The sequence below is a fragment of the Betaproteobacteria bacterium genome (genome assembly GCA_016720065.1).
GTDB lineage: Bacteria > Pseudomonadota > Gammaproteobacteria > Burkholderiales > Rhodocyclaceae > SSSZ01.
This window is the reverse complement of the sequence record JADJXY010000002.1, coordinates 2,594,964-2,611,001: the sequence shown is the minus strand read 5'-3', so window position 1 is coordinate 2,611,001 and position 16,038 is coordinate 2,594,964. Positions and strand designations below refer to the sequence as shown.

Genomic DNA, 16,038 nt, shown 5'->3' with positions numbered 1-16,038 from the left:
GCCAGCCCGAGGGGGTGGCCGGTCAGGCCTTGGGGCTGCGCCGCGGACGCGGTTTTTTCGGGGCCGGGGCCGGGGCGGCGGTCTTGATGGCGTCCGCCTGATTCTGCAAATGCTCCTGCATCTGCTGCATCATGGTCCAGGGCCAGAGGGCCGCCTGGGATGCCGCGTCATCTTGCGGTGCCGGGGCACTGCCGGCTTCAGGGGTGCCAGCGTGCATGGCATTGCTGGCCATGGTTCCGACGGCCTTGACCGCGGTGATGGTGGTCTTTTGCATCTCCAGGCCCTGAATGGTCATTTGCAGCATGGAGAGATTCATGCGCAACCAGCCTTCTACCGTCTTGAGGTCGCTGATGCGCTGTTCCAGTTCTTCTTCGTCGAAAGTCGGGGCCACCATGCCGGGCAGGGAGAATCCCATGTTGCCCCACATGCCGCGCACGAAATTGAGGGGGTCGTTGGTGTTGTTCTGATCATGGGCCATGGTGTCGTCTCCGTTGATGTTCAGTGAGAAATCTTAAACTACTTGACTGACGGCGCGGCGCGTAAAATGCTAGATTAACAAAAACGGGGTCGGGACAATGACATGCTGAAGTTGCTCGTGGTGGAGGACCACGCGCTGGTGCGCGAAGGGCTGGCACGGTTGCTTGCGGGGCTGGAGGAAGGCGTCGCGGTGGTCGAACGGGCGGATTTCGAGTCAGCACTCCAGCTTCTCGACGCCGAGCAGGATTTCGATCTGGTTCTGCTGGACCTTGCCTTGCCCGGGATCGACGGTTTTTCCGGCCTGGATATTTTGCGCAAGCGTCATCCGGCCATTCCCGTGGCGGTGGTTTCCGCCTTCGACGACGTTCCCACGGTGACCCGGGTCATGAACCACGGGGCCTCGGGCTTCATTCCCAAGGCTTACACCGGGGAGGCCCTGCTGGGTGCCGTTCGGGAGGTGCTGGCGGGCAACATCGTGCGTCCCGATGCCCCCGGGCAAACCCCCAAGCTCGACGATGCCCAGCCCCTGCCGCCACCCAAGAAGGGCGGTGTGCGTCCCGAGGAAATCGGCCTGACCGATCGCCAGGCACAGGTTCTGGCGCTCATGGTGCGAGGCCATTCCAATCGGGATATTGCCGACCAGCTCGATCTTTCCGAAGGTACGGTGAAGATTCATGCCACCGCCGTGTTCAAGGCCCTGGGCGTCACCAGCCGCACCCAGGCCCTGGTGGCGGTGGCCCGTTACGGAGTCGACTTCGACTCGGTTTTCTGAAGCTGTTCCAGGAGCGCCCGCAGTTTTGCCGGGCGGATCGGAGCGGCCAGGACGTAACTCCCCACCGGCGCGGGTTCGTGGCCGTCGGTGACGGCGATCAGGCGGCGAAAGTCGGGAAAGCGGTCGGCGAAGAGGGTGGCCGCGGCCCGGTCGGCGATGACCACCGCAGGGTTCTGGAAGAGATCGTCCTGTCCGGAAAGCGGATCGCCCTGGACCGGTTCCCAGCCCCAAGTGGTCGCCAGCCGCAAGGCACCGTCGAGGGCCTCGCTGCGGCCAAAGACGAAGAGCCGCGGGCGGCGCTCGGGAGGGGACTCCGGCTGCTCGGGGGCCAGACCGGGGGCGCACAGCGGGAGGGCCACGCCGAAGGTTGTCCCCGCGCCGGGTTCGGAGCGCAGGTAGATCGGCGCCTCCAGGGCGTGGGCCAGGCGGTCGACGATGGAAAGGCCCAGGCCCAGCCCCTTGTTCTGCTCCCGGGCCAGGTTGCCGACCTGGTAGAACTCGGCGAAGATCGCCGCCTGGTGCTCGGGTGCGATGCCAATGCCGTTGTCGCGTACTTCGATGCGCAGGGTGTCGCCCTGAAAGCGCGCTGCCACCAGAACGCGCCCGCCTTCCGGCGTGTAGCGGATGGCGTTGGAAATCAGGTTGGCCAGGAGCCGCTCCACCAGGGTCATGTCCGACAGCACGAAGCGGCGACAGGGACGGAACTTCAGCGCGAGCCGCTTGGCCTGGGCCGGCCGGCGGTAGGAGGCCGCGAGGCGGTCGAAGACCGCCTGGACGGCGAAGGGGGTGATCTCGGTCTTGATCCCTGCGACGTCGAGCCGGGAAACGTCGAGCAGGGAATCCAGCAGTTCCCCCAGCACGCTGGTGCTGGTGGCGATCTGGTCTGAAACCCGCTCCAGGCCCCCCGTGCTGCCGCTGCGGACTTGCCGCTGAAGGTCCGCCGCAAAGAGGGACAGGGCGTGCAGGGGCTGGCGCAAGTCGTGGCTCGCGGCGGCGAGGAAGCGGCTCTTTGCCGTGCTGGCGCGCTCCGCCTCTTCCTTCTTGAAGGCCAGTTCGGCCGTCGCTTCCTGAATGCGTTCCTCGAGATGGCGCCGGTTCTCGTCCAGGGCTGCAGTCAACTGGGACATTTCCCGTACCTGACGCCGAACGAGCCAACCGCCTGCCAGGAGGACGGCGACGACCAGGCCGGCAAAGAGCCCGAACTCCCAGGCGCGGCGCGTCCAGGGCGCGAGGATGGCGCTGCGGGGGAGGAGGACCACGACGCGCAGGTCGCTGTAATTGGGGACGGCGACGGAGACCAGTTCGAATCCCGCCACCGAGCCCGAGCCGGACTCAGGCCAGGCCTCGCGCAGCGCGCCGCCGCCCAGAAGGGTGGCGGCATCCGCGCCCAGGATGGACGCCTGCTCGGCCGCATCCGCGGGGCGGCAGGAGGCGACCACCAGACGCCTGGCGTTGATGAGGACGGCCTCGAATTCCTCCGCCATGCGGTTGGCCCAGCAGAAATCGGGAAAATAGGCGGGTTCGATGTGGGCTGCCACCGCGCCGGCGAAGCCGCCGCTGCCGTCGGTCAGGCGGCGCGCCAGACCATAGGTGTAGCGGCCCGAGGTGCGTGCCATGAAGGGACCGAAAGTGACCGCCGCGCTGCCCCCCAACAGGGCCTGGAAAAACGGGCGTTCGCGCTCGTTGAGGGCAGGGGCGGGGAAAACCCCCGACAGGAGGCGCTGCTGCCCCGTTTCGTCGAACAGGGCGACTTCCCGCAATTGCGGCAAGGACTGGAGGTGATGCTGCGACAGAAAGGACCAGGCCCGGTCGGCGTCCCAGTCCTGCCAGTTGTTCCGGCTGCCGGCCAGATCCTGGGACAGATCCTTGAGCAGCATGTCGACGGCGTCCAGGCTGCGGGCCGAGTGGTCGGCGACGACGGTGGCCACATGCTGCAAACGCTGGCGCGAGGTTTCCAGCTCCCGCTCCCGCGAAAAGCCCAGGTTCACCACGAAGGCGGCCAGGACTACCCCCGACCCCAGCAGGGCCACCAGGAGGGCTAGGGTTTCCGGGCGTTTCACCGCGCAGGTTCCGGGATGGGGTAGCAGTAGAGGCGGCGGGGTGAATGGGGAACCTCGATGACCTGCGCGGCTTCCACCTCAGGGACGGGAAAGCTGTTGCTTACGAAGAGGCTGCCGGGCCGCATTTCACGACGGACCTTTTCCCAGAGCTCGGCCATGGGGGCCGGCGAAAGGAAGGCGTAGGCGAGATCGACATCGTCGAGGGGGGCCTGCCAGAGGTTGCCCCAGCGCCAATCGATGTTTGTCCTGCCGCGGCAGCGCAGGCGGCCGACGAGCCAGGTGACGGGGGCATTTTCGCAGCCCCGGAATTGCCAGGCGGGGAAGGCGCGGGCCAGCGGCAGCAGCGTGCTTCCCAGTCCGGCTCCCAGGTCGACGAAGCGTCCCGCCGGACGGGCGGATAGCACGTCGGCCAGCACGGCGACGGTGTCGCGGCCGCTCAGGTAGAGCGGCACCTGCTCGGTGACGGCCCCCCGATAGACGAGGAGCAGGAGCATGAAGGCCGCGAGAAACACCAGGGGGTCGAGGGCGAGGCCGTACACGGCCCAGGCCAGGGGCATGAAGGCCGTATGGATGGCGCACCACCACCAGGCCTGGCGTGACAGGAGGGCAAGCAGCCCGGCGACGCCACCGATGCAAAGGCTGGTTCCAAGCCAGGGCATGGTCTCGGCGCGCAGGCCGAAATAGGGCCAGGCCAGCGAGAGCACGACGATGGCCGCGGCGGCCTGGAGGGCCAGTTGGCGCGAAGGGGAGGAGGACAAGGGGAGGGGGCGGCGCAAAAGGCGAATTCTATATCGGGGGGGGCGGAGGCGCCGCGGAGCGCGTGCCCGGCCTCAACTGCCCAGGCGCGCTCGGGCGGCCGCGCGGCGGGCGGCGGCCGGGGCGAGCGTCGCTTCCTTGACGGGGCCGAAACCGCGCACGCTTGCGGGCCAGTTGGCAAGTTCGAAGCGGGTGGCGGCGTCGGCCTCCGCAGAGGTGGCCAGGAGGTCGAGGTCGGCTTCGTAATCCGCAATCAGTTGCCGCTCCCGGCGTCGTTCGGCACTCCTGCCGAAGAGGTCGAAAAACGTTCCGCGCAGTCCGCGCAGTCGGGCGAGTCCCCGCAGGAGCGGGAGCATCCAGGGTCCAAAGCGCAGTTTGCGGGGGCGCCCGTCCGGCCCAAGGCGTGCGAGGAACGGCGGTGCAAAGTGGAAGCTGAGGCGGTAGGGCCCCTCGAAGTTCGCATCGAGCCGGGCAAGAAAGTCCGTTTCCGCGTACAGGCGTGCGACTTCGTATTCATCCTTCACCGCCAGGAGGCGGGCGTACTGGACGGCAGCGGCACGGGCGAGGGCGGCGTCGCCCAGGGCGACGAGCGGCGCCAGTCCTTCGCGGAAGCGGCGGGCCAGGGCTTCGTTCTGGTAGGCCGCCAGGAAGCGTGCCCTCTCGTCGATGAGCGCCGCGAGTTCGGGCTCCGGCGTTGAGGCATCGTCCAGGGAGCCCGCCAGGCGACGCACCGATTCCGGGTCCGCCGCCACGCGACGGCCCCAGGCGAAAGCCCGCAAGTTGGCCTCCACGGTGGCGCCGTTCAATTCGATGGCGCGCCTCAGGGCCGGGTAGGAGACCGGGACCAGACCCCTCTGCCAGGCATGGCCGAGGAGCAGCATATGAGTGTAGAGGGCGTCGCCCATCAGCGTGGTGGCCAGGTGCCGGGCGTCGATAAAATCGGCCCGGCCCGGTCCGAGCGCTTCGACAATGCGCTGGCGCATGCCGTCCAGGGGAAAGGCCCAGTCCGGGTCGCGAGTGAATTCGGCGGTGGGTGTCTCGCTGCAACTGACCACCGCCAGGGTCTGGCCGGCAAGCATCTTGGCCAGGGATTCGCTGCCGGCGGTGACCACCAGATCGCCCCCCAGGATGGCATGGGCCTCCCCGGTGGCAATGCGGGCGGCGTGGATGTCCTCGGGCCGGTCGGCGATGCGCAGATGGGAGAACACGGCCCCATATTTCTGGGCCAGCCCGGTCATGTCGAGGACCGAGACGCCCTTGCCGTCCAGGTGGGCGGCCATGCCGACGAGGGCGCCCAGGGTGATGACCCCCATGCCGCCCACGCCGGTGATCAGGAGGTTGTAGGGCTCCTGCGTGGTGGGTGGAGTGGGGGGCGGGAGGGGCGGAAGCTGGTCCTCGGCCGCATCCAGGGCGCGGCCGTGGCGGGGGCGGGCGCCTTGCAGGGTGACGAAACTTGGGCAGAAGCCCTTGAGGCAGGACAGATCCAGGTTGCACGCGGATTGATCGATGGCCCGCTTGCGTCCCAGAGGCGTTTCCAGGGGCACGACGGCGAGGCAGTTGGAAATGCTGGAGCAGTCGCCACAGCCTTCGCAGACGTCGGCGTTGATGAACACCCGCGCGGTGAGCGGCGGCATGCGGCCCCGCTTGCGTCGCCGGCGGGCCTCGGTGGCGCAGGTCTGGTCGTAGATCAGGGCGGAAACGCCGGAGACTTCCCGCAATTCGAGTTGCACCTGATCGAAATCGTCCCGGTGGCGGACGGGAACGCCCGGGGCGAGATCATGCACCCCAGCGTATTTTTCCGGGTCGTCGCTCACCACGACGATGCGGCCGACGCCCTCGGCCTGCAACTGCCGCGTCAGGCGCCCCACCGACAGTTGGCCGTCCACTGCCTGGCCGCCGGTCATGGCCACCGCGTCGTTGTAGAGAATCTTGTAGGTGATCGATACCCCGGCTGCCACTGCCTGGCGGATGGCGAGCAGCCCGGAATGGAAATAGGTGCCGTCCCCCAGGTTGGCAAAAATGTGGCGCGTGCTGGTGAAGGGCGCCTGTCCTACCCAGGGCACGCCCTCGCCGCCCATGTGGGTGAAGGTGGCGGTGCGGCGGTCCATCCAGGTGGCCATGTAGTGACAGCCGATGCCGGCCACGGCGCGGGAGCCTTCCGGAACACGGGTCGAGGTGTTGTGGGGGCAGCCGGAGCAGAAGTGGGGCTTGCGCTCGGCCAGTGTGAGGGCTTGAGGTCCGCTCTTCTGTTTGCCGGCGATGAGGGCCAGGCGCGCCTCGATGGTCGGGGAGGTGAAGAAGCGCCCGATGCGCGCGGCGATCACCCGGGCGATGGTGGCCACCGGAAGTTCGCCCGAGGCCGGCAGGAGCCAGTCGCCGTGCAGCAGGTGGCCGCAGCCATCGGGCATCAGGGCCCACTCGCCCTTTTCGTCGAACTTGCCGATGACGCGGGGGCGCACGTCCTCGCGCCAGTTGTAGAGTTCTTCCTTCAACTGGTATTCGAGCAGTTGCCGCTTTTCCTCCACCACCAGGATTTCTTCCAGGCCCTCGGCGAAGCGCCGCACGCCGTCGGGTTCAAGCGGCCAGACCATGCCGACCTTGTAGAGGCGAAGACCGATGGCGGCGGCCAGGGCATCGTCGATGCCCAGTTCGTCCAGGGCCTGGCGCACGTCCAGATAGGACTTGCCGGCAGTGAGGATGCCCAGGCGGGGACGGGGGCTGTCGATGACCAGGCGGTTCAGGCCGTTGGCCCGGGCGTAGGCGAGGGCTGCGTAAAGCTTGACGTTGAGCAGCCGCGCCTCCTGGACCAGGGGCGGGTCAGGCCAGCGGATATTGAGGCCATCGGGCGGCAGTTCGAAGTCGGTGGGCTCGACGATGCTGAGCGCCAGGGGATCCACCTGGACCGAAGCCGAGGTCTCCACCGTATCTGCCAGGGCCTTGAAAGCCACCCAGCAACCGGAGTAGCGGCTCATGGCCCAGCCGTGCAGACCGAAATCCAGGTACTCCTGCACATTGGCCGGATAGAGCACCGGCATCATCACCGCCTTGAAGATGTGTTCGGTCTGGTGGGGCAGGGTCGAGGACTTGGCGGCATGGTCGTCGCCCGCCACCACCAATACCCCGCCATGGCGCGCGCTTCCGGCGGCATTGGCGTGGCGGAAAACATCGCCGCAGCGGTCCACTCCGGGGCCTTTGCCGTACCACAGAGCGAATACTCCTGCGTGCCGGGCGCCGGGAAAAAGGCCCACCTGCTGCGTGCCCCAGACGGCGGTGGCGGCGAGATCCTCGTTGATGCCCGGCTGGAAAACGATGCGGTGCGCGGCGAGGTGTTCCTGCGCCCGGCCCAGGGCCAGGTCGAGGCCCCCCAGGGGGCTGCCGCGGTAGCCGGAAACGAAGCCCGCGGTATCGAGGCCGGCGGCCTCGTCCCGCAAGCGTTGCAGCATGGGCAGGCGGACCAGGGCCTGTATTCCGGTGAGAAAGGCTCGGCCCCCCAGGGTGGTGTATCGGTCGTCGAGGGAGCCGGTCGTCCCGGGGCGGGCCAGGAGGGAAGCCAGGGATGGATCGCTCATGCCAGTCTCCAAAGGCTGCGGCCCGGCGGTGCAAGGGCTTGTTCTCGGCGCCGAGGCCGGGGCGGGGGTTCTACCGGCTTGGAGTGTTCCGACGGGGGGGCGTTCAGCCCCGCAGGAAGGCGGTGGCGTTGTCCATGTCGTTATGGGTGACGCCGGCGTAGAGGGCGCTGACGAACTTGCGCCAGATGAGGTCGGGTTCGCCGAGCTTGAAGCCGAAAAATCCATTGCCCCGGTCGCGTACCGCCATGCACTGGATGACCGAGATTTCGTCACGCCCCAGATGGATGGTGGCCTCGCCCCAGACATCGAGGGCCAGAACGTCCTGGGTGCGCGCCTGGAACCCGTAGTTGGAGACCTGGACGACCTCGAGATTCACCTTCTCCATCCGGCCATCGTCGTGCACCAGGCTGAAGCGTCCCGGGCAGCGCACGGAAAAGCGCTCGTGGCGCCGGATATCCTTGCCGTCGTCGCGCAGGGGCGAATTGGGCAGGACGGCGCGATATTCCGGGATGTCGTAGATCGAATGCATGAGCGCCTTTTTGCGGTCGCTCAGGGAGGCGAAGACCCGGGTGCGCTGGTTGAAGAAGTAGTCCAGCAGTGCGGGCGTCAGCACCGGGTCGTTGGTGGTGTAGAAGCGCCGGTGGGGCATCTGGATGTTGGGAAGCTTGTTCTCGATGAAGTAAGCGTAAAGATTGCGCCGGCCCGGCTTCTTGCTATAGGCCCGCCGCAGGGTTTCCGGCGCCGTCTTCAGATCCAGGGCCGCCCCCACCGCCGGGGCACCGTTCACGAAGTCGTAATTCTCGACCACGTTGGCCGTGAGGCGCTGGAAGAAGAGCAGGGACTCGTACATCTCGATGTGGCGCGGATTCACCGCGATGACCAGATGCCGGGTGTCGAAGAAGGTCGTGCAGTATTCGTACATGAACTTCATCAGGGGAAAGAGGATGCTTCCCCCGGTGCGGCGGAACTTGGGGTGCACCGCCAGGGCGGAAACCTCGGCGATATTGCCTTCCTTGGCCCGTACGCCCGTCAGGTCGAAAATGCGCTGCAAAGGGAAACCCAGGGCGCTCTCGCGGATGAGCGAGATGGTACCTACGACCCGGTCGTCGATCTTGGCGCACAGCGTGGTGGTGGTGGGCAGGGCGTGGTAGATGGTGACGCGCATGCCCGACGGGTCGGGCGTCATGAAGCCGCTGTTGACGTAGGCGTCGTGCAGGAGGGAGAAGCAGGCTTCCAGTTCTTCCTGGGTGTCGGCGATCTTGAGCACCAGGCGCTCGCTGGGCGCCGGATCGCAATCGACCATGGAACGGAAGACCTCGAAGCGGCGCTTGCGCGGCAGAATGGCGATCAGCCGGCGGCTGAGCACGTAGAAAAACTTGCGCACGCGCGAAACGAGTTTTCGCATCATTCAGTGTCCCCTCAGGCCAACTTCCCCGACAGCATATTCGGGGGATACTACCACTCTTCCACCCCGCCGGAACACGGCCTCCGGGACGCGGGCGGCGATTGACAGTCGCCGGGCCCGCCGCGAGAATCGTCGGCTTGTTCAAAGCCCCTGTCAGGAGTGGTCATGATTCCCAGCAAGCTGTCGGCGGTCGCCGCCGTTGTTGCCTCTTGTTTCGTCCTGGCCGCCTGCGGCCAGAAAGAGGAGCCCAAGCCGGTCGCGCCGGCACCTGCGCCTGCTCCGGTCGCCAAGCCGGAGGTGACGGTGAAGATCGGCCATGTGGCGCCGATGACGGGCCCCCAGGCCCACCTGGGCAAGGACAACGAAAACGGCGCGCGTCAGGCCATCGACGAGCTCAACGCCAAGGGTCTGGAAATCGGCGGCGCCAAGGTCAAGTTCGAACTCCTGGCCGAGGACGACCAGGCCGATCCCAAGCAGGGCACCCTCGTCGCCCAGAAGCTGATCGACGCCAAGGTCAATGGGGTCATCGGTCACCTCAATTCGGGCACCACCATCCCGGCCTCCAAGCTGTATTTCGACGCCGGCATTCCCCAGATTTCCGGTTCCGCCACCAATCCCAAATACACTCAGCAGGGTTTTGCCACCGCTTTCCGGGTCATGGCGAATGATGTCCAGCAGGGCAAGGCCCTGGGCGAATTCGCCGCCAAGCAGGGCGTCAAGACCGTAGCCATCGTCGATGACCGCACCGCGTACGGCCAGGGGCTGGCCGACGAATTCCGCAAAGCCGTCGAAGGCGCGGGCATCAAGATCGTGGCCACTGAATACACCAACGACAAGGCCACCGACTTCAAGGCCATCCTCACCAAGATCAAGTCCACCAAGGCGGAACTGGTTTTCTACGGCGGCATGGATGCTCAGGGCGGTCCCCTGGTCAAGCAGATGAAGGAACTGGGCCTCAAGGCCAAATTCCTGGGCGGCGATGGCGTGTGCACGCCGGAATTCATGAAGCTGGGCGGCCCGGCCAGCGAGGGCAACCACTGTTCCCTGCCCGGCATGCCCCTGGAAAAACTCGCCCAGGGTCCGGCCTTCCGCGACGCCTACGGCAAGAAGTTCAATGCCGAAATCCAGCTCTACGCCCCCTACGTCTACGATGCGGTCATGGTCATGGTCAGTGCCATGCAGCGGGCCAATTCCGTCGAGCCCGGCAAGTATCTGGCGGAAGTGGGCAAGACCAGCCAGGAGGGCGTCACGGCCAAGATCGAATTCGACGACAAGGGCGACCTGAAGAGCGGCGCCATTTCCATGTACCAGTTCAAGGAAGGCAAGCTCGAATACGTCGAGACCCTGGGGGGCAGCCCGGTCGAGGCAGCCAAGGCAGAAGTGAAGGAAGCCGTCGCCGAAGTGAAGGAAGCCGCCAAGGCCGTGGGTGAGGCGGCCAAGGATATGGCCAAGGAAGGCGTCAAGGCCGGGGCAGACGCCGTCAAGGCCGGTGCCGAGGCCGCCAAGGCCGCGGTGGACAAGAAGTAAGCGGATCCCGGGAGGGGCGAAGGCGCCGCCGGCTGGACGTCGCCCTCGCCGCCCCCGTCCGTTGTGGAAATCCTTCTTCAGCAACTCGTCAATGGCCTGGTCCAGGGCAGCATCTACGCCCTGGTCGCCCTGGGCTACACCATGGTGTACGGCATCATGGGGCTCATCAACTTCGCCCACGGGGAAGTGGTGATGATCGGTACCCTGGTCACCCTGACGGTGGCCGGGCTTCTGCTTCAGGCCGGCGTGCCAGCGGCGGCGGCCGGCTTGGGGGGGCTTCTTGCGGCGATCCTGGTGTGCATGGCCCTGGGTTGGGGCCTGGAGCGGGTGGCCTACCGGCCCCTGCGCCATGCGCCACGCCTTACGCCGCTGATCACGGCCATCGGCATGTCCATCGTGCTGCAGAACGTCGCCATGCTGGTGTGGGGGCGCAATTACCTCACTTTCCCGGCGGTGGCGCCCAAGGCCCAGTTCGAGCTGGCGGGAGCCCATTTCACTGCCGTCCAGGTGATGATCGTGGCCGTGTCGGCCCTCACCATGGTCGGTTTGCTCTTCCTCGTCTATCGCACCCGCCTGGGCCTCGCCATGCGTGCCACGGCCCAGAACCCTGCCGTGGCCGGCCTCATGGGGGTGCCGGTGGATCGGGTCATCGCCGCCGCCTTCGTCATCGGGTCCGCCCTGGGGGCGGTGGCGGGCATGCTGGTGGGCGCCTATTACGAAATCGCCCATTACCAGATGGGCTTCATGCTCGGCCTCAAGGCCTTCACCGCCGCCGTCCTGGGCGGCATCGGCAATCTGGGCGGCGCCATGGCCGGCGGGGTGCTGCTGGGCATCATCGAGGCCCTGGCGGCGGGCTATATCGGTGACCTGACCGGAGGCTTCCTGGGCAGTCACTACCAGGACATCTTCGCCTTCCTGGTCCTCATCGGCGTCCTCATGTTCCGTCCCGCCGGCTTGTTCGGCGAAAAGACCGGGGAACGGGCCTGATGGGCAAGTCCTGGCTGGCGCCGCGGCCCCTGATGGGGCTGGTGCTGGTGGCGATCGCCCTGGCGGCGCTGCCCTTCGTCGCCGCCCTGGGCGGGCAGGCCTGGGTGCGCATCGTCAATTTCGCCATCCTCTACGTCTTTCTGGCCCTGGGGCTCAACATCGTGGTCGGCTTTGCCGGCCTGCTCGATCTGGGCTACATCGCCTTTTACGCCGTCGGCGCCTATCTCTATGCCCTGCTCGCCAGTCCCCACTTCGGCCTGCATCTGCCCTTCTGGGCCATCCTTCCCCTGGGGGCCGTGCTGGCCTGCGGTTTCGGCGTCGCCCTGGGGGCGCCTACCCTCAAGCTGCGCGGCGATTATCTGGCCATCGTTACCCTGGGCTTCGGCGAGATCATCCGCATCTTCCTCAACAACCTCAACGCTCCGGTCAATATCACCAACGGCGCCCAAGGCATCACCCTCATCGATCCCCTGACCCTGGGCGGGTTCCGCTTCAGCGGCAACAGTGAAATCCTGGGCATCGTCCTGAGCGGGCCGCAGAAACTCTATTTCCTCCTGGTCGTCCTGGCCCTGGGGGTCATCGTGGTCAATCTGCGCCTGCAACATTCGCGCATCGGGCGCGCTTGGCAGGCCATCCGGGAGGACGAGGTGGCCGCCCGGGCTGTCGGCATCAACACCCGCAATGTGAAATTGCTCGCCTTTGCCATGGGGGCGAGCTTCGGCGGCATCGCCGGGGGCATCTTCGCCGCCATGCAGGGCTTCGTTTCGCCCGAGAGCTTTTCCCTCATCGAATCGGTCATGGTCCTGGCCATGGTCGTGCTGGGGGGCATGGGCCACATCCCCGGCGTGATCCTGGGGGCTGTGTTGCTCACCGTGCTGCCCGAAGTCTTGCGCTACGGCGTCGGACCGCTGCAGCAGGCCTTGTTCGGCAAGGTGCTGATCGATCCGGAAAGCCTGCGCATGCTCATCTTCGGCCTCGCCCTGGTTCTCGTCATGCGCCTCAAGCCCGCCGGCCTGTGGCCTTCTCCGGAGCGGCGGCGCGAACTGGCGGAACAGGATTCCTGATGGCCGCGAAGCTCCTCGCTGCCCGGGGGGTGGGCAAGCGCTTCGGCGGGGTCAAGGCCCTCGACGACGTTTCCCTCACCATCCACGCAGGGGAAATCTATGGGCTCATCGGCCCCAACGGCGCCGGCAAGACCACTTTTTTCAACTGTCTCACCGGGCTTTACGTGCCCGACGCCGGGGGCTTCGACTTTTGCGGCACGGCCCTGGCCGCCAATGCCCCCCACCGGGCCGCCGAGCGTGGCATTGCCCGCACCTTCCAGAACATCCGCCTCTTCGCCAACATGAGCGCCCGGGAGAATGTCATGGTGGGCCGCCATGTGCGCACTCAGGCAGGGGTCTTCGGGGCGATCCTGCGCACCCGGGCGACGCGCCAGGAAGAGGATGCCATCTGCCGCCGGGCCGAAGAGTTGCTCCACTACGTGGGCATCGCCGACCGGGCCGACGACCTGGCCAAGAATCTTGCCTACGGCGACCAGAGGCGCCTGGAAATCGCCCGTGCCCTGGCTACCGACCCGCGCCTGCTCTGCCTGGACGAGCCGGCAGCGGGCATGAACGCCACCGAGACCGAGGAATTGCGACTCCTCATCGAGGGCATCCGCCGGGATGGGACCACGGTGCTGCTCATCGAGCACGACGTCAAACTGGTCATGGGCCTGTGCGACCGGGTCGCGGTGCTGGACTACGGCCGTCTGCTGTGCGAGGACGAGCCGGCGGTGGTGCAGAAGAACCCGGCGGTCATCGAGGCCTACCTGGGAGGCAGCCTTGCTTGAGGTGACGGGCCTGTCGGTCGCCTACGGCGGTATCCGGGCCGTGCGCAGCATCACCTTCCACGTCGCCGCCGGCGAGACCGTCGCGCTGATCGGCGCCAACGGCGCCGGCAAGACCAGTACCCTCAAGGCCCTGGCGCGTCTCCTGGACCCGGCCGGGGGGAGCGTCCGCTTCCTGGGCGAGGATCTGACGCGGCTGCCAGCGCACCGCCTGGTGGAAAAGGGAATCGCCCTGGTCCCCGAGGGGCGCGGCGTCTTTCCCCGCCTGAGCGTGGCCGAGAACCTGTCCATGGGCGCCTTCGTGCGCCGCGACCGCGCCGCCGTCGCGGAGGACAGCGAGCGTATCTACGACCTCTTTCCCCGCCTGCGGGAGCGCGCCGGACAACTGGCCGGCACGCTCTCTGGTGGCGAGCAGCAGATGCTGGCCATCGGCAGGGCGCTGATGAGCCGGCCGCGCCTCCTGCTCCTCGACGAGCCCTCCATGGGCCTGGCGCCCCTCATGGTGCAGAAGATCTTCGAAGTCGTCCGGGCCGTCGCCCAGGAAGGCATGACCATCCTGCTGGTGGAGCAGAATGCCAAACTGGCGCTCGAAACGAGCAGCCGCGGCTACGTCCTGGAAAGCGGCGAGATCACCCTGAATGGCCCGGCCGGCGATCTCCTGGCTGACAGCCGGGTGCGTGCCGCCTACCTGGGCGAGTGAAACCCGACCCGGGTCAAGGAAGCGTCCCCGCTTTCGCTCCACAATTCCCCGTTGTCCTTACCGATTGCACGCCATGGCCCGCTTCCTGATTTCGTCGCTTGTTCTTGCCCTTCTTCCCCTGTCTGCCCTGGCGGCGGAACCGCCTCCCTCCGGCCCCAAGCTGGCCTCGGGTCTGCTCATGAAACAGGAAGGCAAGCTGGTCTTCGCCCCCTGCCGCGACCGCAGCTACGCCCTGGTGGACGACATTTCCCCCGGCGCGACGGTCACCGCGGCCCTGGAGAGCGTCGGTCTGGGGGCGGGCAAGAAGCTCTACGTCGAACTCTGGGGCACCCTGGAAGGCATCGCCCTCAAGGTGACCGGCCTCAACCTGGCCCGGGCCGACGGGCGCTGCCAGCCCTCGGGTGGGCCAGACGAGGCCTGGCGTGCGGCGGGTTCAGAGCCTGCTGCCTGGACCCTGGCGGCAGGCGGTGACGCGCTCCTGCTCAAGCGTCCCGGGCGTCCGGAACAGCGGCTGGGTTATAAAGGTTCCCGCGATACCGCGCAGTTGAGCGTTTATGAAGGCACGGGAGAACCCCCCATTGCCTGGCGCTTCGAGCAGAAATCCTGCCGCGACCGCGGCAGCGACGCAGTCTTCGGCTGGACCGCCAGCCTCACCGTCGCCGGCGAAATCCTGCGCGGCTGCGCCTGGCAGCGCTGACGGGCGCAGGACACAGGGTGGCTCGGCTTTGTGCAGATTAACGCCCTGTTCGGAGGCTTTAACTCACATAAACGTCCTGTTGGGAACGTTTATGTGCAAATCCCCAGGGCTTCTATACAATCTCCCTCATAGAGATTCTTACGCTCCTTGACCCTTCTCAAGGGATTGCTGGAAATGGACTTCCCGATTCCGTTGCCCATCGAACGGGCCATCCGGAAGTTCGGCACGGATATCTCCCTGGCGCGTCGCCGGCGCCACATCTCTCAGGCCTCCCTGGCCGAGCGCATGGGCGCGTCCCTGTCTACCGTGCGGCGCATGGAGAAAGGCGATGGGCGGGTGCCAATCCACTTTTTTGCCCGCGCGCTGCATGTCTTTGGCGAAATCCAGGCCCTGGAGAACCTCCTGGACACCGCCAGTGACGACATCGGTCTGGCGCTGATGGACGAGCGCCTGCCCAAGCGCGTGCGGCGCAAGCCGGCGCCTTCGGGGGCGCTGTGAGAGCGGGCGACGCCGCGATCCGGCGTCAGACGCGTCTCCATCGGCAGGGCTGGTCTGCCGCTCGGTTCGCTCGTGTATTTCCGCCAGGGACGGCGCGAGCACACGGTCTATTCCTATGACCCGGGCTGGTTGGATGGCCGGGAGCGCTTCAACGTGTCGGCGGACCTGCAACTGTTGCCGGGACACCAGCCACACAAGGCGGCCGCCCCGCAGGACTTGCGACAGCTCTGGCGCCGACTGGCGTTCAACCTGTTGATCACCAATGTAGACGATCACCTGCAGAACCACGGCTTCCTGCATGTGGCCCATGGCCAGTGGCGCCTGGCACCCGCTTTCGACATCAATCCCTTTCCGGAGAAGGATCGTGAATCCAAGACCTGGCTTTCCGAGGAGGATGGGCCGATCACGGATGTGGCGATGCTGCTGGCGCGGGCTGCGACTTTCGGCCTGGACGAAACCCGGGCTTTGGCCGTACTGGGAGAAGTGCATGGGGCCGTGGCGCGCTGGCGGACGATAGCTCTCAGTGGCGAAGTGGGCGTGCTCCCCGCGGAACTGGATGACTTTGCCCCGGCCTTCGAACACGGGCAGATGGATGCAGTCGCCCGCCTGCTCGGGCGGTAACGCCCACTTTCTGCCTGACTACGAGGCGTTCGCGAAAGGCGGGAAAACAGCCTGCCTCGAGGGTGTCAGAAACGGGGCAGGGGTGAGGCAACCGGGTGGGGAAGCGCCTTTCGCCAGGCGGAAGGTATTGCCGACCAT

14 protein-coding genes are annotated in these 16,038 nt (G+C 66.8%); 9 read left to right on the top strand and 5 right to left on the bottom strand.

Annotated features, from left to right (window positions below):
* Positions 1-22: 22 nt before the first annotated feature.
* Positions 23-478 carry a hypothetical protein gene (locus IPM73_15480; GenBank protein MBK8919403.1) on the bottom strand — a complete coding sequence of 152 codons (456 nt, stop codon included), beginning with the start codon at positions 476-478 and terminating at the stop codon, positions 23-25.
* 102 nt (positions 479-580) lie between these two features.
* On the opposite strand from IPM73_15480, the gene IPM73_15475 reads away from it, so the two are divergent.
* Positions 581-1,249, top strand: a complete 669-nt coding sequence (locus IPM73_15475; protein MBK8919402.1) for a response regulator transcription factor — start codon at positions 581-583, stop codon at positions 1,247-1,249.
* On the opposite strand, the gene IPM73_15470 is transcribed toward IPM73_15475, so the two are convergent.
* The 4 genes from IPM73_15470 to IPM73_15455 all read right to left on the bottom strand — a co-directional run bounded on the left by IPM73_15470 (position 1,219) and on the right by IPM73_15455 (position 9,042).
* Positions 1,219-3,309: a hypothetical protein gene (locus IPM73_15470; protein ID MBK8919401.1), complete on the bottom strand. Its 2,091-nt coding sequence runs from the start codon at positions 3,307-3,309 to the stop codon at positions 1,219-1,221. The two genes, IPM73_15475 and IPM73_15470, sit on opposite strands and share 31 nt — an antisense overlap.
* On the bottom strand, positions 3,306-4,067 hold the full coding sequence (locus tag IPM73_15465; protein ID MBK8919400.1) for a class I SAM-dependent methyltransferase: 762 nt from the start codon (positions 4,065-4,067) through the stop codon (positions 3,306-3,308). Before IPM73_15465 ends, IPM73_15470 begins: the two co-directional genes overlap by 4 nt.
* A 72-nt stretch (positions 4,068-4,139) precedes the next feature.
* The gene (locus IPM73_15460) at positions 4,140-7,634 is read right to left on the bottom strand and encodes an indolepyruvate ferredoxin oxidoreductase family protein (GenBank protein MBK8919399.1); all 3,495 of its coding nucleotides are present in this window, start codon (positions 7,632-7,634) and stop codon (positions 4,140-4,142) included.
* A gap of 103 nt (positions 7,635-7,737) precedes the next feature.
* Positions 7,738-9,042 (bottom strand): GNAT family N-acetyltransferase, encoded by a 1,305-nt coding sequence (locus IPM73_15455; GenBank protein MBK8919398.1) that lies wholly within the window; start codon positions 9,040-9,042, stop codon positions 7,738-7,740.
* 162 nt (positions 9,043-9,204) lie between these two features.
* Here IPM73_15455 and IPM73_15450 point away from each other — a divergent pair, with 162 nt between their 5' ends.
* From IPM73_15450 to IPM73_15415, 8 genes are all read left to right on the top strand, one after another.
* Positions 9,205-10,566, top strand: a complete 1,362-nt coding sequence (locus tag IPM73_15450) for a branched-chain amino acid ABC transporter substrate-binding protein (protein MBK8919397.1) — start codon at positions 9,205-9,207, stop codon at positions 10,564-10,566.
* A gap of 63 nt (positions 10,567-10,629) precedes the next feature.
* Entirely contained in the window at positions 10,630-11,553 is a 924-nt protein-coding gene (locus tag IPM73_15445; GenBank protein ID MBK8919396.1) for a branched-chain amino acid ABC transporter permease, read from the top strand.
* Positions 11,553-12,617: an ABC transporter ATP-binding protein gene (locus IPM73_15440; GenBank protein ID MBK8919395.1), complete on the top strand. Its 1,065-nt coding sequence runs from the start codon at positions 11,553-11,555 to the stop codon at positions 12,615-12,617. The genes IPM73_15445 and IPM73_15440 overlap by 1 nt, the downstream gene beginning before the upstream one ends.
* On the top strand, positions 12,617-13,387 hold the full coding sequence (locus tag IPM73_15435; GenBank protein ID MBK8919394.1) for an ABC transporter ATP-binding protein: 771 nt from the start codon (positions 12,617-12,619) through the stop codon (positions 13,385-13,387). The genes IPM73_15440 and IPM73_15435 overlap by 1 nt, the downstream gene beginning before the upstream one ends.
* Positions 13,380-14,084: an ABC transporter ATP-binding protein gene (locus IPM73_15430; GenBank protein ID MBK8919393.1), complete on the top strand. Its 705-nt coding sequence runs from the start codon at positions 13,380-13,382 to the stop codon at positions 14,082-14,084. The genes IPM73_15435 and IPM73_15430 overlap by 8 nt, the downstream gene beginning before the upstream one ends.
* Positions 14,085-14,157: 73 nt before the next feature.
* Complete coding sequence (locus IPM73_15425; GenBank protein ID MBK8919392.1) at positions 14,158-14,781, top strand: hypothetical protein; 624 nt, start codon at positions 14,158-14,160, stop codon at positions 14,779-14,781.
* Between the two features lie 174 nt (positions 14,782-14,955).
* Positions 14,956-15,279 carry a helix-turn-helix transcriptional regulator gene (locus tag IPM73_15420; protein ID MBK8919391.1) on the top strand — a complete coding sequence of 108 codons (324 nt, stop codon included), beginning with the start codon at positions 14,956-14,958 and terminating at the stop codon, positions 15,277-15,279.
* 39 nt (positions 15,280-15,318) lie between these two features.
* Complete coding sequence (locus IPM73_15415) at positions 15,319-15,900, top strand: HipA domain-containing protein (GenBank protein MBK8919390.1); 582 nt, start codon at positions 15,319-15,321, stop codon at positions 15,898-15,900.
* Positions 15,901-16,038 lie beyond the last annotated feature (138 nt).

Coding starts and splice junctions, on each gene's coding strand:
- IPM73_15480 (MBK8919403.1), bottom strand. CDS start 478: ATGGCCCATGATCAGAACAACACCAACGACCCCCTCAATTTCGTGCGC.
- IPM73_15475 (MBK8919402.1), top strand. CDS start 581: ATGCTGAAGTTGCTCGTGGTGGAGGACCACGCGCTGGTGCGCGAAGGG.
- IPM73_15460 (MBK8919399.1), bottom strand. CDS start 7,634: ATGAGCGATCCATCCCTGGCTTCCCTCCTGGCCCGCCCCGGGACGACC.
- IPM73_15455 (MBK8919398.1), bottom strand. CDS start 9,042: ATGATGCGAAAACTCGTTTCGCGCGTGCGCAAGTTTTTCTACGTGCTC.
- IPM73_15450 (MBK8919397.1), top strand. CDS start 9,205: ATGATTCCCAGCAAGCTGTCGGCGGTCGCCGCCGTTGTTGCCTCTTGT.
- IPM73_15440 (MBK8919395.1), top strand. CDS start 11,553: ATGGGCAAGTCCTGGCTGGCGCCGCGGCCCCTGATGGGGCTGGTGCTG.
- IPM73_15435 (MBK8919394.1), top strand. CDS start 12,617: ATGGCCGCGAAGCTCCTCGCTGCCCGGGGGGTGGGCAAGCGCTTCGGC.
- IPM73_15425 (MBK8919392.1), top strand. CDS start 14,158: ATGGCCCGCTTCCTGATTTCGTCGCTTGTTCTTGCCCTTCTTCCCCTG.
- IPM73_15420 (MBK8919391.1), top strand. CDS start 14,956: ATGGACTTCCCGATTCCGTTGCCCATCGAACGGGCCATCCGGAAGTTC.